Annotated in this window: 19 protein-coding genes; 14 read left to right on the top strand and 5 right to left on the bottom strand. The window is 39.4% G+C overall.

Going from position 1 to position 21766, the window contains the following annotated elements; translation table 11 throughout:
• Window positions 1-22 precede the first annotated feature (22 nt).
• From GWK08_RS01845 to GWK08_RS01790, 12 genes are read left to right on the top strand one after another with little or no spacing between them, the layout of a single operon-like run.
• Window positions 23-1414 carry a hypothetical protein gene (locus GWK08_RS01845; protein ID WP_163605204.1) on the top strand — a complete coding sequence of 464 codons (1392 nt, stop codon included), beginning with the start codon at window positions 23-25 and terminating at the stop codon, window positions 1412-1414.
• On the top strand, window positions 1404-2474 hold the full coding sequence (locus GWK08_RS01840; RefSeq protein WP_239524847.1) for a glycosyltransferase family 4 protein: 1071 nt from the start codon (window positions 1404-1406) through the stop codon (window positions 2472-2474). Before GWK08_RS01845 ends, GWK08_RS01840 begins: the two co-directional genes overlap by 11 nt.
• Window positions 2471-3607 (top strand): glycosyltransferase family 4 protein, encoded by a 1137-nt coding sequence (locus GWK08_RS01835; RefSeq protein ID WP_163605203.1) that lies wholly within the window; start codon window positions 2471-2473, stop codon window positions 3605-3607. The genes GWK08_RS01840 and GWK08_RS01835 overlap by 4 nt, the downstream gene beginning before the upstream one ends.
• Window positions 3604-5142 carry a glycosyltransferase family 2 protein gene (locus GWK08_RS01830; protein ID WP_163605202.1) on the top strand — a complete coding sequence of 513 codons (1539 nt, stop codon included), beginning with the start codon at window positions 3604-3606 and terminating at the stop codon, window positions 5140-5142. Before GWK08_RS01835 ends, GWK08_RS01830 begins: the two co-directional genes overlap by 4 nt.
• Window positions 5139-6155: a glycosyltransferase family 2 protein gene (locus GWK08_RS01825; RefSeq protein ID WP_163605201.1), complete on the top strand. Its 1017-nt coding sequence runs from the start codon at window positions 5139-5141 to the stop codon at window positions 6153-6155. The genes GWK08_RS01830 and GWK08_RS01825 overlap by 4 nt, the downstream gene beginning before the upstream one ends.
• On the top strand, window positions 6139-6690 hold the full coding sequence (locus tag GWK08_RS01820) for a serine O-acetyltransferase (RefSeq protein ID WP_163605200.1): 552 nt from the start codon (window positions 6139-6141) through the stop codon (window positions 6688-6690). Before GWK08_RS01825 ends, GWK08_RS01820 begins: the two co-directional genes overlap by 17 nt.
• A complete protein-coding gene (locus tag GWK08_RS01815) occupies window positions 6690-7805 on the top strand; it encodes a glycosyltransferase family 4 protein (protein WP_163605199.1) in 1116 nt (371 codons plus the stop codon). Before GWK08_RS01820 ends, GWK08_RS01815 begins: the two co-directional genes overlap by 1 nt.
• Window positions 7802-8872: a glycosyltransferase gene (locus tag GWK08_RS01810; protein WP_163605198.1), complete on the top strand. Its 1071-nt coding sequence runs from the start codon at window positions 7802-7804 to the stop codon at window positions 8870-8872. The genes GWK08_RS01815 and GWK08_RS01810 overlap by 4 nt, the downstream gene beginning before the upstream one ends.
• Window positions 8859-10229 carry an O-antigen ligase family protein gene (locus GWK08_RS01805; RefSeq protein WP_163605197.1) on the top strand — a complete coding sequence of 457 codons (1371 nt, stop codon included), beginning with the start codon at window positions 8859-8861 and terminating at the stop codon, window positions 10227-10229. Before GWK08_RS01810 ends, GWK08_RS01805 begins: the two co-directional genes overlap by 14 nt.
• Window positions 10189-11199: a glycosyltransferase family 4 protein gene (locus GWK08_RS01800; RefSeq protein ID WP_163605196.1), complete on the top strand. Its 1011-nt coding sequence runs from the start codon at window positions 10189-10191 to the stop codon at window positions 11197-11199. Before GWK08_RS01805 ends, GWK08_RS01800 begins: the two co-directional genes overlap by 41 nt.
• Window positions 11199-12482, top strand: a complete 1284-nt coding sequence (locus tag GWK08_RS01795; RefSeq protein WP_163606280.1) for a phenylacetate--CoA ligase family protein — start codon at window positions 11199-11201, stop codon at window positions 12480-12482. Before GWK08_RS01800 ends, GWK08_RS01795 begins: the two co-directional genes overlap by 1 nt.
• 3 nt (window positions 12483-12485) lie before the next feature.
• Window positions 12486-13880 (top strand): sugar transferase, encoded by a 1395-nt coding sequence (locus GWK08_RS01790; RefSeq protein WP_163605195.1) that lies wholly within the window; start codon window positions 12486-12488, stop codon window positions 13878-13880.
• Here GWK08_RS01790 and lnt read toward each other — a convergent pair.
• Window positions 13860-15479, bottom strand: coding sequence for an apolipoprotein N-acyltransferase (lnt, locus tag GWK08_RS01785; RefSeq protein WP_163605194.1), 1620 nt, complete (start codon window positions 15477-15479; stop codon window positions 13860-13862). The genes GWK08_RS01790 and lnt overlap by 21 nt on opposite strands.
• A 181-nt stretch (window positions 15480-15660) precedes the next feature.
• Here lnt and GWK08_RS01780 point away from each other — a divergent pair, with 181 nt between their 5' ends.
• Window positions 15661-16401 carry a CDP-alcohol phosphatidyltransferase family protein gene (locus GWK08_RS01780; protein WP_163605193.1) on the top strand — a complete coding sequence of 247 codons (741 nt, stop codon included), beginning with the start codon at window positions 15661-15663 and terminating at the stop codon, window positions 16399-16401.
• 8 nt (window positions 16402-16409) lie between these two features.
• On the opposite strand, the gene lptB is transcribed toward GWK08_RS01780, so the two are convergent.
• The 4 genes from lptB to GWK08_RS01760 form a co-directional block, all read right to left on the bottom strand.
• Window positions 16410-17150, bottom strand: coding sequence for an LPS export ABC transporter ATP-binding protein (gene lptB / locus GWK08_RS01775; RefSeq protein ID WP_163605192.1), 741 nt, complete (start codon window positions 17148-17150; stop codon window positions 16410-16412).
• Window positions 17151-17235: 85 nt separating this feature from the next.
• Entirely contained in the window at window positions 17236-17580 is a 345-nt protein-coding gene (locus GWK08_RS01770) for a carboxymuconolactone decarboxylase family protein (RefSeq protein WP_163605191.1), read from the bottom strand.
• Complete coding sequence (gene tatC / locus GWK08_RS01765; RefSeq protein WP_163605190.1) at window positions 17573-18397, bottom strand: twin-arginine translocase subunit TatC; 825 nt, start codon at window positions 18395-18397, stop codon at window positions 17573-17575. Before tatC ends, GWK08_RS01770 begins: the two co-directional genes overlap by 8 nt.
• A complete protein-coding gene (locus GWK08_RS01760) occupies window positions 18397-19362 on the bottom strand; it encodes a KpsF/GutQ family sugar-phosphate isomerase (RefSeq protein ID WP_163605189.1) in 966 nt (321 codons plus the stop codon). The genes tatC and GWK08_RS01760 overlap by 1 nt, the downstream gene beginning before the upstream one ends.
• 86 nt (window positions 19363-19448) lie before the next feature.
• On the opposite strand from GWK08_RS01760, the gene recQ reads away from it, so the two are divergent.
• Window positions 19449-21650 (top strand): DNA helicase RecQ, encoded by a 2202-nt coding sequence (gene recQ / locus GWK08_RS01755; protein ID WP_163605188.1) that lies wholly within the window; start codon window positions 19449-19451, stop codon window positions 21648-21650.
• Window positions 21651-21766: the final 116 nt, after the last annotated feature.

Here is a 21766-nt window from a genome sequence, read left to right as displayed (position 1 = left end):
GATGATCTAAAAAGAATATTATTTGAAATCACTGGGTTTAGTTATTGTAGATGGTGTCGGGTTCAGAAATTTTATTTTGAGTGAATTTCTCTCCGAAGCTGATAAGAGTTTTGACAGGGTGGTAATTTATTCGAATATTCCATTAGACGCCTATGCCGGGCTGATACCTGATTCCGTACTTTTAAGGGAGATGGATAATTTCCCGGAAAAAAGAAATAGCTGGTTCTATCGAAAACTAAAGGAAGTAGCTCACCTAAAGAAACACGATAATGTTTTCGGGATCAGGGATAATCATAGAAGAGGGTATCCCAAAGGCTTTTCAAAAAGAAAATTACTGGTAAAGATCGCCTATACCTTAACCAATATGTTTCATTCCGAAAAAGACATAAACTTTTTTGAACGAAAACAATTCAAGACCTTTACCAATACGGAATACTTTGAGAAACACCTGAAGGATGATGAAATAGATATTCTGTTCTTTACACATCAGCGGCCTCCTTATATTGCTCCTTTTGTGGTAGCAGCTCAAAACTTAAAAATACCGACAACTTCTTTTATTTTTAGCTGGGATAACCTGGCTTCCAAAGGTAGAATGGCAGCAACTTTCGATTCTTATTTTGTTTGGAGTGACCTGATGAAAGATGAATTGCTACACTATTATCCGGATACGCAGGAACCGGATATTGAAGTGGTCGGTACTCCTCAGTTCGAACCTTATGTGATGGAGCACTATGAACGTTCAAGAGAGGATTTCTTTAAGAAATTTGAAATGGATCCCATGGTTAAAACCGTTTGTTTTAGCTGTGGTGATATCTCTACCAGCCCTAATGACGAACACTATATTTCGATCATTGCAGATGCGATTGAAAAAGGAAAGATAAAAGAGAAAGTGAACCTCCTGGTAAGAACATCTCCTGCCGAAGGAAAAGAGCGTTTCAGAGAAATAAAAGAAAAATATCCGTTTATCATATGGAATTATCCGGACTGGGAACTGAAAAGAACAGATCATGCTGAGATCTGGTCACAAAGGGTACCGAACGTATCAGACCTCACAGATCTGAGATCTATCCTGCAGTTCTGCGATCTCAATATCAATATGTGCTCTACGATGAGCCTCGATTTTATTTTGTTTGATAAACCTGTGATCAATCCGGTCCTCGGGAACGGGGAGAATCAATTATTTAATGATCAGAAGTATTTAAACTATCTTCATTATAAATACGTGGTCGACAGTAAAGGAACGGCCATAGTAAAAACAGAAGAAGAATTAATTAATACCATTAACAATGACCTGATGAGCCCGGAAAGCAGAATGGAAGCACAAAAGGAATTGATCGAACTGGAAATAGGAAAACCGCTCAAGGGAACCAGTCAGCGAATGGTAAATACATTATTGAATTTAGTTGAAGCCTAACAAACATATAGCCGTAATATGTAAATATGACCTCAAGCCGGACAGGATTGGAGGAATGGATAGATTTTATATAGCTTTTGACCGTAAATTAAAAGAACAAGGCTACACGGTACATTGGTTTTTTTCCCGATATAAGCAATTCGAATTTTATAAAGAGCTGGATATAACCTCAGGGTCAGGACAGGTAGAAAACGCTTTTTTAGAATCGCAATCGGATTCACGGATTAAATACGATGTGGTGATCACTCATTTTGTGGAGCTTTGTACTCCTTTTTTTAAAGAGGTTAAAAAGAGAACGAACTCCCATATCATTGCGGTAGATCATAATCCCAGACCCCTGCATGGATTCCCGATTAAAAAGAGATTGAAGAATACACTCAAAAGTATTTTGTATTCAAAATATATTGATGCTTTTATTGGGGTTTCCGCCTATACCCGTAAGCATATCATAAAAGATTACGGTTTTTGGATTACTTCCAAGACCTATGTTGTGTACAATGGCATAGATACCGGTCTTTACATCAAAAATAAAAGCCGGGAAGAGATGAGATTTATAGTGGCATCGCATTTAAGGAAATCCAAGGGGATACACGATCTTATTGCTGCTGTGGAATGCCTTTCTCCTGAACTCAGAGATAAAATGATCATAGATATCTATGGTGAAGGCCCGGAAGAATCAGCTTTGAAAAAAATGATTGAAGACGGAAAACTGGAGCATATTTTTAATTTTAAAGGAAGCTCACCGGAACTCCCATCTTTATTTGCGTCTTATTCATATTTACTCCAGCCTACTTATATGGAATGTTTCAGCCTGTCGATCCTGGAAAGTTTGGCGGCTAATGTACCTGTAATTACTACTACAGTGGGAGGGAACCTGGAAGTGGTTACCCATGGAAAAAACGGATATATCGCAAATCCGGGAGATATTAAGGGGCTGGTGAGTATCCTGGAAGGAATTATAAAAAGAGAATTAGTCATTAAAGAAAATGTTTCCGATCTTATCAGGGATCAATATCATCTGGACCTGATGGTGGATAACCATATAAAAATGTTACCATGAACATAGGTTTTATTACACCGGAATATCCTCTAAAAAACAGTAGCCGCTCGGGAGGCTTGGGAACGAGTATTAAAAACTTATCTATTCAACTCATAGCAAAAGGAATCGGAGTAACAATCTTTATTGTAGGAGCGGAAGAAGATGAGGTGATAAGGGAAGACGGAATAGAATTTCATTTGCTCAAACCTAAAAAACTCCCTTTTTTAACCTGGTGGGTTTCCAGAAAGAAATATCAGAATTACATCAATAGTATCTGTTTAAAAAATAAGATAGATGTCCTGGAGGCTCCGGACTGGTCCGGGATCACTGCATTTATGAAATTCACACGTCCTTTGATCATACGATTGCATGGAACAGACTGTTTTTTCTGCCATTTGGAGAAAAGGAAACAGAAAAAGAAAAACTTCTTCCTGGAAAAAAGAGCGCTCGAAGGAGCAGACGCAATTATAGCTGTAAGCAACTTTGTGGGGAAAGAAACCAGAGATCTTTTTGATTTAAAAAAAGAAATTATAACTATTTATAATGGGATAGATAGTGAAGTGTTTACGCCCCTATCGATAGATCGGGAGGAGAAAACTATTTTGTATTTTGGAACGGTTATCAGAAAGAAAGGGGTGCTAGAACTGGCAAAGGCTTTTAAAAAGGTACTTGAAAAAGATCCGGAAGTAAGATTAAAAATGGTAGGAAAGGATAGTACCGATGTTTTTGAAGGCAGGTCTACATCCGGACTTATAGAAGAAATGTTTGAGGAAGAAGAAAGGAAGCAAGTTGAATTTATCCGTGAGATCCCTTATGAGTCGGTCAGGGAAGAACTGGCAAAAGCAACGGTGGTGGCATTACCAAGTTTTGCAGAGGCTTTCCCGATGACATGGTTGGAGGCAATGGCTATGGAAAAACCCATGCTTACTTCAAATATTGGTTGGGCCAATGAGCTTATGATCAACGGAGAAACGGGAATAACTGTTGACCCTTCGAATACTGATGACTTAGCCAATGGGATACTGAGGTTGTTAAATGACAGAGAAGAAGCTGCTGCCTATGGAAAAAATGCGAGGAAAAGGATCATAAACAGATTTAGCAGTTCCCGGGTCCTTGAAGAAAATATAAATTTCTATAATTCATTATTGACTTGATTTTTATCTCACATAATGGCACCGGTGTTGTGGATATTGAAGGAATATCTTCTGAAGAATCGCATGGTTATGTAGGTAAACCTGTAGTACCAGCTCTTTTGGAACTCGCAGAATGTAATCCGTCTTCCTTTATCTGCTGGTACCATGCAGATCTTAAGGGCAGTATTGACAGAGAAAACTGGGAGCGTATTTTTCATCATCCCAGGATAATGGCTTCCTATTCTTCGAATAGATCACAGTATATGGGGCCGGAAATAGGTTATGTAGAAGATACGCTTTTTATAAAAGTTAATTATGAGGTTCCATACCCGACATGGCAGATGAGCTCCGATGTAGGTGGGATCCATGCATCTGTAGTGAACGCTTATATAAAGAATGGAAAAAAAGACAGCAATTTCGATTATTTTTTGAATTCGTTGGCTAAAACAGTTATGCCTGAGGGCCTGTTCTGCTATTCTCACCCACATCTGTTAAAGAAAGACTTTTCGCCTATCAGGCAGAAAATAAAAACTTCCGGATTTAAACTATTCAGGTTTGTCAGGGAACACTATAAAACTTCCTGGGTTTTGATTTTATTTTTTAATCTGCTGATCTATCAAAAGAGAATTGCTCTGGCCCCTCTGCTATATTCTCTATTCTTCAGATCTAAAAAGAGATCTTTTCAGTTGGAAGAGATTGAAAGAAATAAAAACAAACAACTTACCGCATCCATAGATGTGGTCATTCCAACCATTGGGAGGAAAGAATATTTACTGGATGTGCTTAAAGATCTTGCAGATCAGAGCCTGAAGCCTAAACGTGTGATCATTATAGAGCAAAACCCGGATGCAAATGCCGAGTCAGCACTTGAATACCTCTACAACCGGGAATGGCCTTTTGAGATAAAGCATCATTTTATACATCAGACAGGTGCCTGTAACGCGAGGAATATAGCTCTAAAAGAGATCGAAAATGAATGGGTGTTTTTGGCAGATGACGATATTCGCTTCCCCTCCGACTTTTTTCATAAAGCTTTTGAAAATATATACAGTTTAAAGGCAGAAGCAGTTACGATAAGCTGTTTGAGGAAAGGACAGACGGAAACTGCAAAAACTGCAAGACAATGGATAAGCTTCGGATCGGGTTGCAGTATTCTTAAAACGGAAATCGCAAAAAACACTTTTTTTTCCATGGCGTTTGAACACGGCTTCGGAGAAGATACCGATTATGGAATGCAATTGAGAAATTCGGGTTGCGATGTTCTGTACCTTCCTTCTCCCTCAATGTTACACTTAAAGGCACCGATCGGAGGTTTCAGGTCGAAGCATGAATTCCCCTGGGACACAGACAAAATATCCCCAAAACCGTCTCCTACTATTATGCTTTATAAAATGAAATACGCATCACCCCAGCAATTAAGAGGATATAAAACCGTGCTGTTTTTTAAATATTACTCAAGGCAGTCGATTAAGAATCCTTTTAAATATATTGCGGTAATGAATAAGAAATGGAAGCACAGTAAACACTGGGCTTCAAAACTTATGGAAACAGAATGAAATTCAGCCTTGTCATATGCACCTATATGAGACCTCAATCCCTGATCGAGTTGTTGAATTCTGTGGAAGATCAGACGGTCTACCCCGATGAAATAATCATTGTGGACGGCTCTAGAGATAATAGAACTAAGCAGGTATTAGGGCAGAATAATTTCCGCAACCTTTATTATCATATGGTAGATGATAAAGACAGGGGGCTTACCAGGCAGCGGAATTACGGAATTGGAAAAACGGCAGATGATATAGATGTTGTTTGTTTTCTGGATGATGATATTATTTTAGAGAAGACCTATTTTGAAGAATTGATAAAGACCTACGACCTTCATAAAGATGCCCTTGGAGTGGGAGGATATATAATCAATGAAATAAAATGGCATAAGGTTGAAGCAGATAGTTATAAAGCATCTCGAGGCGAATATTTTTACGATGGATTTAAAAGGAAAGATGGAAGCAGATTTGTTCTGAGAAAGCGTTTGGGCCTGGATACGGATGTTCCACCCGCCTGTTTTCCTGAATTCGGACATGGAAGAAGTGTAAGCTTTTTACCTCCAAGTAATAAGGTTTATGAAGTTGAACAATTTATGGGTGGGGTGTCATCGTATAGAAAAGAAGTTTTTGATAAAATTGGTTTTTCTCATTATTTTGAAGGATACGGCCTTTACGAAGATGCCGATTTTTGCTTCAGATTGCATAAATTAGGGAAACAATACGTTAATACAGCAGCCAGGTGCGAACATCACCATCATCCTTCAGGGAGACCCGATAAATTTAAATATGGAAAAATGGTGGTACTGAACGGATGGTATGTATGGAGGGTGAGGCATCCGAACCCTTCTTTTAAAGCAAGGTTTAAATGGAACTTCATATCGTGGTTGTTAACAGCCATTAGGTTCCTGAACATTGTTACCACAGCCAAGCCTAAGGAAGCGTTTATGGAAGCTTTGGGTAGAACCAGCGGATGGTTTAAGTTAATTTTTAAAAAACCTAAAACAGCAAATGCTGAACAAGTTTAGAAAGGACATAGAAAGATATAAGGCTTACAGCGGAAAAAACTCCCTTGTCCTTTTATTTACACAACAGGGCTTGTGGGCTTTGTGCGTATACCGGATAAATAATTCGATATATTCATCTTCCCTACCGGGGATATTTAAAAAGATCCTTCTTTTCTTCGGCTTGTTATGGCAGAAATGGATAGAGATTATATGTGGAATATCAATCCCCTATAGTGCCAGAATAGGAGAGGGCTTTTATATAGGGCATTTCGGGAATATAATTATTAATTCTGATGTTGAAATTGGCAGGAATTGCAATATCTCTCAGGGAGTAACTATAGGCGTTAGCGGAAGAGGAGAAAAAAGAGGAGTACCTTCTATCGGAGATCATGTATATATGGGCGCAAATGCGGTAATAGCAGGAAAGATCAAGGTAGGGGATAATTCTGTTATAGCAGCCAATTCTTTAGTGGTCAGTGATGTAGATCCGGGTTGTACTTACCTCGGAGTCCCGGCAGTTAAGATTAACAATAATAATTCTGAAGCATATATTTGATGCGGTTACTGGTTATCACAAATGCACCAACATTAAAAACACCAAAGGGTTTTGCTGCTTATGCTCCTTATGTTTATGAAATGGATATATGGTTCCGTCATCTGAAAGAGATCACTCTTCTGAGCCCTTCTTTTTACCCTGAAGAGGTATTTACCATAGAATTTGAGAAGCAGGAACTTAATGTCGTTAACATTCCCTTTATTCATGCGCAAAATGCAAAAAATATTCTAGGCTTATTCTGGCAGATCCCCTTGATCATTTTTAAATTGATACGGGAGATCTCAAAGGCAGATCACATCCACTTGCGGTGTCCTGGCAATATAGGTTTACTGGCTTCCGTAGTACAGGTCTTTTTTCCTTCCAAAAAGAAAACTGTAAAATATGCGGGTAACTGGGACCCCAAAGCAAAACAACCCTTGTCCTATAAATTGCAAAAAAAGATTCTGAGCAATAGTTTTTTAACCAGAAATTGCAAAGTTTTAGTTTACGGGACCTGGCCTGATCAGTCCAAAAATGTCTTTCCTTTTTTTACTGCCTCATATAGTGAAGCAGATAAGCGAGAGGTAGTTGAAAGAGATTATTCTTCAGGATTAAAGATGGTTTTTGTAGGTACCCTGAGTGAAGGAAAAAGACCATTATATGCAGTGACTCTCATTCGTGAATTGATCAGGAATGGTGTCGATATTGAGTTGGATATTTACGGAGAAGGAGTTAAGAGGAGTGAACTGGAAAAATATATTGAAGAGAACAATTTGGAAGAATCGGTGTGTTTGCACGGAAATGTAGATAAATCTGAAATACAATCCGTTTTACGGCAGACACATTTTCTAATACTTCCATCAAAGTCGGAAGGCTGGCCAAAAGCAGTTGCAGAGGCTATGTTCTGGGGATGTATCCCGATAGCCACACCGGTTTCCTGTGTTTCTTATATGTTAGATGAAGGCAGGAGAGGGCTTTTAATAAACACCGATCTGGAGAGCGATGTAAAAAGAATTAGCGATGCATTAAAAGATAAAGAGAAACTAAGGCAAATGGCTGTTGAGGCGTCGACCTGGTCACGGCAATTCACCCTGGAAAAATTTGATAAGGAAATACAAAAATTGTTAGCGCATTGAAAGTCATACAGATCATAGATTCCCTGGAAGCAGGAGGTGCTGAAAGAATGGCTCTGAATACCGCCAATCTTCTGGCCGAGAACGGTATTGACTCTTATTTGTGCGCAACCCGGAAAGAAGGAAGCCTTAAAAACCTTATTTCCGATAAGACGGCTTATCTGTTTTTGGATAAAAAGAGAACCCTGGATCTGTCGGCAATATTCAGATTGAAACATTATATCAAGTCAAATAACATTGGTATTATACATGCACATTCTTCCTCTTTTTTTATTGCAGGAATGGTGAAAATGATCTATCCGAAGGTCAGGGTCGTATGGCATAATCATTATGGCAATAGTGAGCATTTATCCGGTGGAAAGTATCGGTTATTGAAGTATATTTCTTCAAAGTTTAACGCCATTATTGCCGTAAACAGAAAACTGGCAACCTGGGCTGAAAAAAAACTAAAGCATAAGTATGTTGTTTATCTCCCCAATTTCGTAAAGACTTCTCCGGAAAGAGAAATAACATTTTTGAAAGGAACGGAAGGAAAGAGAATTGTATGCCTGGCCAATCTGCGCCGGGAGAAGGATCATATTACCCTTTTAAAAGCATTTAAAGCCTTTCACAAGGATTTTCCTTTGTGGACCTTACATTTGATTGGAAAAGATTTTGGAGATCGCTATTCAGAGGAAATAAGGCATTACGTAAAACAGAATAAACTAAATGAGGACGTATTTTTCTACGGAAGCGTAAATGATGTCTCCCATACATTAAGTCAATGTGAAATAGGAGTACTTTCTTCAAATTTTGAAGGGCTCCCACTGGCTCTTTTAGAATACGGATTGAATAAATTAGCCGTTATTGTTACAGATGTAGGAGAATGTAAAGCTGTGATTAAGGATGAAAAAAACGGTTTTGTAATAGATCCGGGAAATGATAATGAATTAAGAGTTAAATTAGAGGAATTGGCAGGCAATCCGCTTTTGATATCTAAAAAAGCTGATAATTTTAACAATCATATCCTGAATAAATACGGGAAAGAGCAATTTTTCAATAAATTGACCCAGGTTTATGAATCACTTTAGAAGGAAAATAAAGAGTTATGGGTTTGAATTTAACCTGATATGGATCCACCTGGTCATTGGAGGTTTTATCTTTTTATTACCTGCTTTTTCCAAATTGTACGGAATTCTCATTCTTGTTTTTGGGGCTATCCTGGTATACAGCAAAAAAAACAGGAACAATGAGGTATTAATGGTATGCGGATACCTGGTGGGTAGTGATGTTTTTTTGAGGATGACAGGAGGTGTGTTTTTCTATGAGCAGACAAAATATGCCGTAATACTTTTTCTGCTGATGGGAATTGCCTACAGATCCAGTTCTCCCAAGAGTCTTGTTTATATTTTCTACCTCCTTTTGTTGGTTCCGGGTATCTATATAACTACATATACCCTTACTTATGATATCAATATTCGAAAGGCAATAGCATTTAACCTTAGTGGGCCGGTTTGCCTGGGAATTAGCGCTATCTACTGTTTGGGGAGAAAAGTAAGTTTTGAGCGACTCCGCAGTATTATGCTTTGGATATTACTACCTATTTTGGCTATGACTGTTTACTTGTTCTTATACACACCAAGTCTGCAGGATGTCATTACGGGAACACAATCTAATTTTGAGGCATCAGGGGGGTTTGGCCCTAATCAGGTAAGCACAGTATTAGGGTTTGGAATGTTTATCCTTATTACCAGGTATTTTTTGTATTCGGATAATCTGATGTGGAAACTGATCAATGGCGGCTTGTTTATGCTGCTTACTTACCGCGCCCTGATAACTTTTTCCAGAGGAGGGGTATTTACGGCTATCCTCATTTGTGTTGTATTCGTACTTTTTATCCTCTATTATGCAAAGCGGGTTACAAAACGACGAATTGCCAATACTTTGTTTATTTTGGGAATTGTATTATCCCTAACCTGGACCTATTCCAATTATGTGTCAAATGGACTCCTGGAAAAGCGTTATAATAATCAGGATGCCCTGGGAAGGGAAAAAGAAGACCTGACCACAGGTAGGGCAGATCTGATAGAAACAGAATTGGAAGCATTCTCCAGAAGCCCCTTTTTCGGAATAGGAGTGGGGAATAATAAATATTACAGGATGCAAACTACAGGAATAGAATCGGCATCTCATAACGAAATAAGCCGCATACTTGCTGAGCACGGAGCATTTGGAATTATGGCATTGTTGATACTGCTTATGATCCCGACTTTCCGTTTTATGGGACGACATCGGAACATTTTCTTTATGTCCTTTTTTCTGTTCTGGTTTCTGACCATAAACCACAGTGCCATGAGGATTGCAGCTCCGGCTTTTATATACGGACTATCATTACTTACTATAACCAGTGAAAAGAATACTCTATATAGGAAACAAATTAGCCGATAAGAACAGAACGGCAACTTCCATTGATACCCTGGGAGTCCTGCTGGAAAATGAAGGCTATAAACTCTATTATTCCTCATCCAAAGAGAATAAAGTACTTCGTCTTATAGATATGCTTCTGAGCTGTATCAATCACAGGAAGAAAGCAGATGTAGTATTGATAGATACCTATAGCACCCAAAACTTTTATTTTGCTTTCCTGGTCAGTCAGTTAAGCAGATGGTTGAAACTACCTTATATTCCTATTCTTCACGGAGGAAACCTGGAAAACAGGCTGAAAAATAATCCCAGGTTGTGCAAAAAGATATTTAACCATGCCCGTATCAACATATCTCCTTCAGAATTTCTAAAGGTCACATTCGAGAAATACGGATTTGATAATGTAGAGTACATTCCTAACAGTGTTGAAATTGAGAAATACCGATGGAAACAAAGAACTGATTTAAAAGCCAGGTTGCTTTGGGTGAGGTCTTTTGCCGGGATCTACAACCCGGAAATGGCGGTAGAAGTTAGCTCGGAACTCAATAAACAGGGAATAGAGAGTTTGTTGTGTATGGTGGGGCCGGATAAGGATGGCAGTATGATCACCACTAAAAACCTGGCAAATGCAAAAGGAGTGGAAATAAAACTGACCGGAAAACTTGAAAAAGAAGAATGGCACGAGCTTTCCGAAGAATATGATATCTTTATTAATACGACGAATTTCGACAATATGCCTGTGAGTATTATTGAAGCTATGGCACTGGGACTTCCTGTGGTTTCTACCGAGGTAGGAGGGATCCCGTATTTACTTAAAGACGGAGAGAACTCCCTGCTGGTAGAAAAAGGAAATTCGCTTCAAATGGCGGCAAGGATCAGAGAATTATTGGGTTCGCCCGCATTAACGCAGAAATTGAGCTGTAATGCCAGAAAGAAAGCCGAAGCCTTTAATTGGGACGAGATAAAGCATAAATGGATGGAAACCTTATCTTAATGTTGTATAAAACGATCTTTAAAATAGGACAGAACCGGAGAAATCCATCGATAGATGGCTGGTATGATTTCCTGAAAAAAACAGAGGAATGGCCCCTGGAGAAACTGGAAACATATCAGTTCCAAAAACTAAAGGAGATCCTGAGTTTTGCCTATGAATACTCACCTTATTACAGGCGTAAATTTGAAGCAGCAAAGCTTAACCCGGACGATCTTAAAACAATAAACGACCTTTCAAAATTTCCGGTACTTACCAAAGAAGATGTATTGACGCATAATGAAGAAATACACACCCGATATGATTTTAAAAAAAGATTCCGTGCAACAACTTCAGGATCTTCAGGGAATTCCCTGGCGTTCTGGAGAGAAGAGAAAGCCGACTCGTTTAACAGAGCTACTATTTTCAGGGGGTATTCCTGGTATAATGTAAACCCCTGGGATAAAAACGGATATTTCTGGGGATTTAACTTTTCAGGCCTGGAACGTTTTAAAATATGGTTTTTAGATCTTCTTCAAAACAGGTTCAGGATTTTCAGTTATGAAGAAAGGGCATTCCGGAAATTTGCACGCAAATTAGAATCTGCAAGTTTTGTTCATGGTTATTCTTCCATGATTTATGAATCCGCTAAGATCATTAATCAGAAAAAACTCAGAAAGCCTAAAAAAATAAAGCTGGTTAAAGGAACTTCCGAAAAGATAATGGAAAGCTATAAGGAAGAGATAAAAAAAGCATTTAATGTTCCCATTATAAGTGAATACGGAGCTACGGAATCGGGTATAATGGCGTTTGAGTGCCCCGAAGGAAATATGCATATTACTATGGAAGGAGTGGTGATCGAAGAACTGGATAATGAGATTCTGGTTACCAATTTACAATTGAGATCATTTCCTTTTATACGGTATAAACTGGGAGATTATATCAAATTAGCTCCAAGAGAAAAAAAATGCCCATGCGGGCGGGAGCACCTTATTCTGGAAGAAGTAACAGGGAGAATAGGAGAGAATGTTTACGGGAAAAAGAATATATACCCGAGCTTTTACTTTTATTATATCTTTAAAAACCTTTTCAAACACCATAATTTACCGCTTACCTACCTGGTGGTTCAAAGAGAAAAGGGGCAATTGGAATTCAATATTGAAGAAAGTCTTAATGCTATTGAAGAAAAGTATTTAAGAAATGAAATAAACAAATATTTTGAAGAGGATATTTCTTATGAAATTAGATCAAACTATAAAAAAGATAGGCTAAGGGAGAAAACCAAAAGTTTTATATCCTATATTTGAAATATGCCCTCTAAAGCCTATATACACTTCGAGCTTTCGGAAAGACGTACCCTTCTCAGGGTATTCGATATTGTTAGCGTTCTTGTCGGCTTATATATTGTTTCCACTGTGTTTACCTTTGATTATTTTAAGATAAACGGAAGTAATTGGTTATGGACAGTTATTTTAGTCGTGTATCTGGTCCTTTTTGCTAATATTTTTGAATTGTACAATCTTCAGAAATCCAGCAAGTTTGAACTGATCTTCCCGAATGTCCTCATAGTATCGGCGGTTACGGTCATCATGTATTTACTGACCCCTTTCCTTACCCCGGTTTTACCGGATAATCGTTTACAGATCGTTTATTTCTTTTTTGCGATCACTTTTTCACTTCTTATCTGGCGATGGAGTTATATATTCTTTGTTTCCTCTCCCTTATTCCATAAAAACTATATTATAATCGGGACTCCCGACGAAATATCTTTGATGTATGATGTTATAACCGAAAGTTCCAATGGTTTTAAGATCATCGGTTATTATAATTTGGATCCTGGAAAGAAATTACCCGGGAATTTTCCTGGGATCAAACCGATAAAGAACCCGGACCTGATCGAAACAGTGCGGGGTAATGGTGTTTCCGAAATAATCATTGCAAACAAAGGGAAAGAAGATTTTTCCAGAAAAATGTTTGCCGACCTCATTCAATTACTCGAAAGCGGCATCCCTATTAGGGAATATGCCCAGGTTTATGAAGAATTTACCTGTAGGGTACCGATTCAATATATTGAAAACGAGTTTTATAAATACATCCCTTTCAGCAGGAGTAATCAGAACAAACTGTATTTGTTTGTACATCGACTGATCGATATTCTGGTTGCAATTCTTGGGATTTCATTTTGCCTTTTAACCATTCCTTTCATTCTTATCGGAAATCGCATTGCGAATAAAGGACCATTGTTTTATGTACAGCAAAGAGTAGGAAAGAACGGCTTTCCCTTTACGATATATAAGTTCCGGACTATGGTGGTGAATGCGGAGAAAGATGGCGCCAAATGGGCCAGTAAAAACGATTACAGGATTACCAGATTCGGTTCTTTTCTCAGAAAGTCAAGATTGGACGAGATGCCACAGTTCTTTAATATACTCAAAGGAAATATGAGCGTTATAGGACCAAGGCCTGAGCGTCCTGAGTTCGTGGCCGAACTTTCGAAGGAACTTCCTTTTTACGAAACGAGGCACGTAATCAAGCCCGGACTTACGGGGTGGGCGCAGGTAAGTTATGCCTACGGCTCTTCCAAAAAAGACAGTTTAAAGAAATTGCAATACGATCTCTACTATATTAAACACAGGAGTTTTTTCCTGGATGCGCGTATCATTATAAAAACCTTGAGTACTATTCTATTTTACAGGGGGCAATGATGCCTTGGGTTTTCTTTTGATGGCTATAGCATATAAAAAGATAAGACCAGCCAGGAGTACACATAAACGAGCAATATAATCGCCGTATTTAACGTAAAATGTTTTTTCGGAATTAAGACTTATACTGGCTTGCAGACTGCCTTTAAGCTCATAACCAAGGGTTTTCAGCACATTTCCCTTCTGATCTATAAAGGCCGAAATACCAGTATTGGCACTCCTTGCAATACTACGCCGTGTTTCTATGGCCCTTAATCTGGCATAACTAAGATGTTGCTTATGCCCCTGAGTATTGTTCCACCAGGCGTCATTGGTAATTATAGCGAGAAAATTGGCATCTTTTTTTACGTAATCGGTAACATATTCGCCATAAACGGATTCATAGCAGATAATAGGAGCTGCTTTAAACTTTTTATTCTGCGAGATCAGAATATCCCGTTCTTCCTGAATTCCTTTTGTTGCAACTGTTCCTCCCAGGTCGAGCATAATATCCCCTAAAAGAGGCTCCAGTACACTTTTAAACGGGAAATTTTCAACCCCAACCACTAATTTAGATTTTATATAGAACTGTAAGCTGTCATCCCTGTTGATCAGTACGGCAGCGTTATAGTAATCTACCCAATCTCCGCGCCTTGTTTTATTGGCTGTTTTGGAAGGTCGTTCCTTACTGTTCAGGTACAGCCTGTACATATCCGCTCCTGTAAGCACGTTAATATCAGGGTATTTTCTGGCCAGGGATTGCAATACAAACTTTTCCCGTGTAAACTGAAACTTATCTATGGGTGTAAGCATGGCCAGAGTGGTCTCCGGAGCAATTACAAAATCTGTTTCCGGGCCTATTTTCTCCGCAGCAATGGCCACCAGTTCGTTAGTGGTGGTTACATTGTCCTGATCGAATTTTTCGGTATAAGGATCTACATTTGGCTGTACCACCACAATATTCACCTTTTCGGAAGATTCCTTATACGTTTTGAGAATGATCATCGAAATTATTACCGGTACGGCAAAAAGCAGAACATTTATAGCGATCCCTCGGGAAAGTGCTTTCCGATCCTTATTTTCTCTGTATTTCTCGATTATTTTAAAGAGGAGGATATTGATTATCCATACCCATAAACTTCCGCCAAAAACACCGGTGTATTCGTACCATTGTATCCAGGCTGTATGATTCGAAAATGCATTACCTAAATTTAGCCATGGCCAGGAAAAATCCCAGTTGAGGTGAAATTTCTCAAAAGCGATCCAAATAACGGGAAGAAAGATCAAATGCAGTCTTTGCGGAAGTCGACGTGCCACATGATGAAAAACAAGAAAAACCAATGCCATTAACAAGGTGTTTACCAGAATAGCAAAAAACATCCCGAAAGCACTCGAATACCAGATCCACCAGGTGGTAATGGAATTCCATACCAGAAATGCCAGATAAGCCAGAAGAAAGCTTTTAAGCCCTTTTCTTTTTTTATCACTTAAACGTATTTCCTTTTCTGCAAAAAGGAGAGGAATAAAAGCAAAAAAAAGGAAAATAGGAAGCCCGTATGTAGGCCAGCCTGCAGCTAATAGTAAACCTGTAATAGTTGCAAGAACCAATTTGTTTTTTAACATATTCTGATAATGACGGCCCTCCTTGAATAATTCGAACCCTGTTTTCTTTGGGAAATAAAAATACAGATTAAAAACGAGAAAAGTTTGCTAATATTTTGTTTAAAAAACTTTAGTGCCCCTTTCTCAGGAAGCTTTTAATTATTTTCTATTTTTACGACAGAACCTAAGCATAAAAGCCAAAATGAAAAGACATATACCTAACCTGATCACCTTACTTAATCTTTTTTGCGGTTGTATTGCGATTGTTTTTATTGCGATAGATCATTTGGAGCTTGCTGCAGCATTTGTTTTTCTTGGGATCATTTTCGATTTTTTCGACGGCCTTGCTGCTCGTGCCCTGGATGTTAGAAGTGAATTGGGGTTACAACTGGATTCCCTGGCAGATATGGTTACTTCGGGAGTGGCTCCGGGTTTTGTAATGTTTCAGTTGTTGAATAAGGTAAATGCCTGGAACCTGGATTCGAATACTTCGATAGATTTTACTCACTCTCTGGAAATCCATTCTTTTCTTCCCTTTCTGGGATTCATTATTACCCTGGGATCGGCATATCGCCTGGCTAAGTTTAATATAGATGAAGAACAGACATCTTCCTTTATAGGGATCCCGACACCGGCTAATACGCTTCTTATTTTTTCGCTACCGCTCATCCTGATCTATCAACCTTCTGATCTTGCCGAAAGTATTATCCTGAACCAATGGTTTTTGCTGGGAATGACTGTCTTGAGTGCTTTTTTGATGAATGCGAGAATACGCTTGTTTGCACTGAAATTTAAAAACTGGAAACTCAAAGGAAATGAAACAAGATACCTTTTCCTCCTGCTGTGTATTATAGGTCTTGCATTGTTGAAATTCATAGCAATCCCTCTGATTATCGTATTGTATATTGTACTATCCCTTGTAAGGAATCCGGATAAAACTTAATGAAATTATTAGAAGGAGATCTTCTTTTTTCTGAGCTCAAAGTTCTGACCCAGATACACTTTTCTTACCATCTCATCAGCCGCAAGCTCTTCAGGTTCTCCGGCTTTAAGGATACTTCCTTCAAACATCAGATAGGATCTCTCCGTTATGGCCAGTGTTTCCTGAACATTGTGATCGGTAATAAGGATCCCGATATTTTTGTTCTTTAGTTGGGCAACAATACGTTGTATATCTTCTACCGCTACAGGGTCAACTCCTGCAAAAGGCTCATCCAGCAGGATAAACTTAGGATCTGTGGCCAGCGCACGGGCTATCTCTGTTCTTCTACGTTCACCTCCTGATAAAAGGTCTCCTCTGTTCTTCCTGATATGTCCAAGACTGAATTCTTCTATCAGGGACTCCATTTTCATATGCTGCTCTTTCTTGGAGAGATTGGTAAGCTGCAGAACACTCAGAATATTATCCTCAATACTCAACTTTCTAAAAACCGATGCTTCCTGCGCCAGGTAACCGATACCGTTCTGTGCACGCTTGTACATCGGGAATTTGGTGATCTCCATATCATCCAGGTAGATGCTTCCTCCGTTTGGCTTTATCAAGCCCACGATCATATAGAAAGAAGTGGTTTTACCTGCTCCGTTCGGCCCCAGTAACCCGACAATTTCCCCGCGATTTACCTCCAGCGAAATGCCTTTAACCACTTTTCGCCCCTTATAGGACTTCATTATATTGTCTGCTCTTAACTTCATGCCAATCGGTTTGTAATGTTCAAAAATAAAGATTTAACCGGCTTACGGGATCATTTTATATAAATATTAGGATTCCTGCAAAGTATCAGGCACTTTCAAGAGCATCCCAAAACTCATACGCTCTTCTTAAATGCGGAATAACAATCGTTCCTCCAACCAGGGTAGCAATTCCCATTGCTTCCATAACTTCCTCTCTGCTCAGCCCGATCTTATGGCAGGTTTCCAGGTGATACCTGATACAATCGTCACAGCGAAGTACTGCCGAAGCCACTAAACCTAATAACTCCTTGGTTTTTACATCGAGAGCCCCGGCCATATAGGCATTGGTATCGAGGTTAAAGATGCGTTTTATGATCTTATTGTTGTCTTCCAGGATACGTTCATTCATCCTGGAGCGGTAGTCGTCAAATTCTTTTACAATATCAGCCATTTTTTCTTTGATTTTTTTCCTGTCGTTTTATTACAATTTTTGAGATCCTGATACTTATCTCATAAAGAATAAGAATAGGGATAGATACCACTACCTGGCTGGCAATATCGGGAGGTGTTATGATAGCCGATAACACCAATACTATAACCAGTGCAAATTTCCTGTACTTTCTCAGGAACTGAGGCGTAACCAGCCCTACTTTGGTTAAGAAGTATATCAGGATTGGAAGCTCGAATATCAGTCCGGCAGCAATTACCGATGCCCGGATGGTGGAAATATAGGAGCTTATATCTATATCGTTATGGACTTCCTTACTGATGCTGTAATTCCCCAGGAAATTGATAGATAGGGGAGCCACTACATAATAACCGAATAATACTCCGGTAAAGAACAGCAGGGAAGCTATAAAAATAAAACCTCGTGCATTTTTGCGTTCGTTATCGTATAATCCCGGGCTGATGAATTTCCACATCTCATATAAAATGTATGGAAAGCCGATAATAAAACCTGCCCAGATGGAGGTCCATATATGAGCCGAGAATTGCCCGGCCATGGTTCTACTCTGAATTTCAAACGTTAACTCTTTGCTGCAGAATGTATCGTCAAGCCCCAGAAACTTGGATATTCTACAGAAGATATCATAGGTAATAAAGTCCGGGTTTTTAGGCCCCAGGAGAATGACATCAAAAATAAAACTCTTTGCAAAAAACGCAGCAAATGCCACAATAACAATCGCTGCCGTACATCGTATTAAGTGCCACCTGAGTTCTTCCAGGTGATCGAGAAAGGACATTTCCTGAGGACTCTTTGTAGCCATTAAATTATACCTTCTTTTATTAGATTATGTAAATGGATCACCCCGGCATATTCTCCGTTCTCTTCTACGAGCAACTGAGAGATACTGTTAGCTTCCATAAGCTCAAGAGCATCAACAGCCATTGCTTCGGCTTCAATACTTTTAGGGCCTGGGGTCATAATATCTTTGGCGGTCAGACCGCTAATATTGTCATATTTGTTCAGCATCCTCCTGATATCTCCATCGGTCACGACTCCGAGGATCCTGTTGTTTTCCACAACGGCAGCTACTCCCAGCATTTTTTCCGAGATCTCTACGATAACCTCTTTTACCGGAGTATCCGGTTTTACACTGGGTTTATTGTTTACGGAAGAAATATCGTGAACTCTGAGGTAGAGTTTTTTACCCAGAGCTCCTCCCGGATGATACTTGGCAAAGTCCTTACTGCTGAAGCCCTTCATTTCCAGAAGGCAAACAGAAAGCGCATCGCCTATAACCAATTGAGCAGTCGTACTGGTTGTCGGTGCCAGGTTATTAGGACAAGCCTCTTTTTCGACATAGGAGTTCAACACAAAATCGGCTTGTTGCCCCAGAAAAGAGGATTTATTAGCTGTAATGGCGATCAGTTTATTGCCTCCGTTCTTGATCAGAGGGACCAATACTTTTATTTCAGGAGTATTTCCGCTTTTAGAGATACAGATAACTACATCATTGGACTGAATCGTACCCAGATCTCCGTGAATTGCATCCGCAGCATGCATAAAAATAGCAGGGGTTCCTGTAGAGTTTAAAGTGGCTACTATTTTAGTGGCTATAACAGCACTTTTTCCTATTCCGGTTATGACCACTCTTCCCTTGGAATTATAGATGAAATTTACGGCTTCTGAAAATTCTGAATCTATTAACGAGACTAGATTTTTGATAGCATCACCCTCGGTTTCAATTACCTTCTTCGCAACGGCAATGATCGTACTTTGATTGCTCAAAATTTTTACTTTTTATTTTTTTTGTAAATTTAAAGAATGTCTTATCTTTAGTAGTGCAAATGTATGTAAAATAGTAAAACGAAAGGATGGGTTTAGCTGAAATTGACTTACAAGCAGCATTAAAGCAATATTTTGGATTCAGCCAATTTAAAGGATTACAGGAAGGAGTTATAAAAAGCATAATTAATGACCACAATACCTTTGTGATCATGCCCACCGGAGGAGGAAAATCTCTTTGTTATCAGCTTCCGGCATTAGTAAAAGACGGAACCGCCATAGTTGTTTCACCTCTGATAGCTCTTATGAAGAATCAGGTAGATGCCATCAGGGGAATTTCGGCAAATAACGGAATAGCACACGTTCTTAATTCTTCTCTTAATAAAACCGAAGTAAAACGGGTGATGGACGATATGCGTTCCGGTGTTACCAAATTACTCTATGTGGCTCCTGAGTCACTTACCAAAAATGATTATGTAGACTTTTTAAGGACTGTAAAGGTGTCTTTTGTTGCCATAGATGAAGCCCATTGTATTTCTGAATGGGGACATGATTTCAGGCCCGAATACAGGAACCTTAGAAACATAATCAAGCGCCTGGGAGATAATATCCCGGTTATAGCGCTTACCGCTACTGCAACCCCGAAAGTTCAGGATGATATTCTGAAAAACCTGGGGATCACTAATGCAAATACTTTTAAGGCATCTTTTAACAGGCCGAACCTCTATTATGAAGTACGTCCCAAGACCAAGAATGTAGATGCCGATATTATACGCTTTATCAAGCAAAATCAGGGAAAATCCGGGATTGTTTACTGCCTGAGCAGAAAGAGGGTAGAGGAACTGGCACAGACACTTCAGGTAAACGGTATCAGTGCCGTGCCTTATCATGCAGGTCTGGATGCAAAAAGCAGGTCCAAACACCAGGATATGTTCCTGATGGAAGATGTAGATGTGGTAGTGGCAACCATTGCATTCGGGATGGGAATAGATAAACCGGATGTGCGTTTTGTGATCCACCACGATATCCCCAAGAGTATTGAAAGTTATTATCAGGAAACCGGACGTGCGGGCCGTGATGGAGGTGAAGGACATTGCCTCGCCTTTTATTCTTATAAGGATATAGAAAAACTGGAAAAGTTTATGTCGGGCAAGCCGGTTGCCGAACAGGAAATAGGACACGCACTCCTGCAGGAGATGGTGGCCTATGCGGAAACCTCGATCTCGAGACGTAAATTCATCCTTCATTATTTCGGGGAGGAGTTTGATGAAGTAACAGGAGAGGGAGCCGATATGGACGATAACGTCCGTAATCCCAAAAAACAGGTGGAAGCTAAAGACGATGTGGTAACACTTCTGTCTGTTGTACGCGACACCAAACAGAAATTCAAATCCAAGGAAATTGTCAATACCCTGACCGGAAATGTAAATGCGTTGATAAAATCGCATAAAACAGATGAACGTCCCTTTTTCGGTTGCGGAAAAGATAAGGAAGCAAGACATTGGATGGCTCTTATCAGGCAGTGCCTGGTTGCCAGGTTGCTCAAAAAGGAGATCGAGACCTACGGTGTTCTGTTCCTCACCGGGGATGGTGAAAAATTTATCGAGTCGCCGGACTCATTTATGATGACAGAAGATCATGTCTTTGACGAAACCGATGACGACAGTATTATTACAGCCGGAAAGTCGGGAGGAGCGGCAGCGGATGAAAAATTACTCAGAACGCTTAAGGACCTCCGGAAGTCGGAAGCCAAAAAGATGGGAGTTCCCCCTTTTGTAGTTTTCCAGGACCCTTCTCTGGAAGATATGGCCTTAAAATATCCGATCCATATGTCCGAACTTACCAATGTACATGGGGTAGGTGAGGGAAAAGCTAAAAAATACGGGAGACCTTTCGTAGAATTGATTGCCAGATATGTTGAGGAAAATGATATTGTTAGGCCGGACGATCTGGTAGTTAAAAGTACCGGGACCAATTCGGCACTGAAACTTTACATTATTCAAAATGTTGACAGAAAGCTTCCGCTGGATGATATTGCTTCTTCTAAGGGCCTTAGCATGGAGGATTTTATCAAAGAGATGGAACAGATCGTTTATAGTGGTACCAAACTGAATATAAACTATTGGATTGAGGAGATCCTCGATGAAGATCAGCAGGAAGAATTACACGATTATTTCCTGGAAGCGGAGAATGATAAGATCTCTCTGGCTGTTGAAGAATTTGAAGGGGATTATGAAGATGAAGAAATACGCCTTTACCGAATAAAATTTATCAGTGAAGTAGCCAATTAAAAACCACCTGCACTTAAACTAAACACAGAACAAACTAGGAAAATATACTCCTGCCAAATGAGGAGAAAGAAAAAACCCTGACATTATCGTCAGGGTTTCTTTTTATTATTTCCGTA

Origin of the sequence: Leptobacterium flavescens (assembly GCF_010671605.1) — a bacterium.
GTDB lineage: Bacteria > Bacteroidota > Bacteroidia > Flavobacteriales > Flavobacteriaceae > Leptobacterium > Leptobacterium flavescens.
Note: the sequence above shows the minus strand (reverse complement) of the source record. Positions and strands in the feature narration are given on the sequence as shown.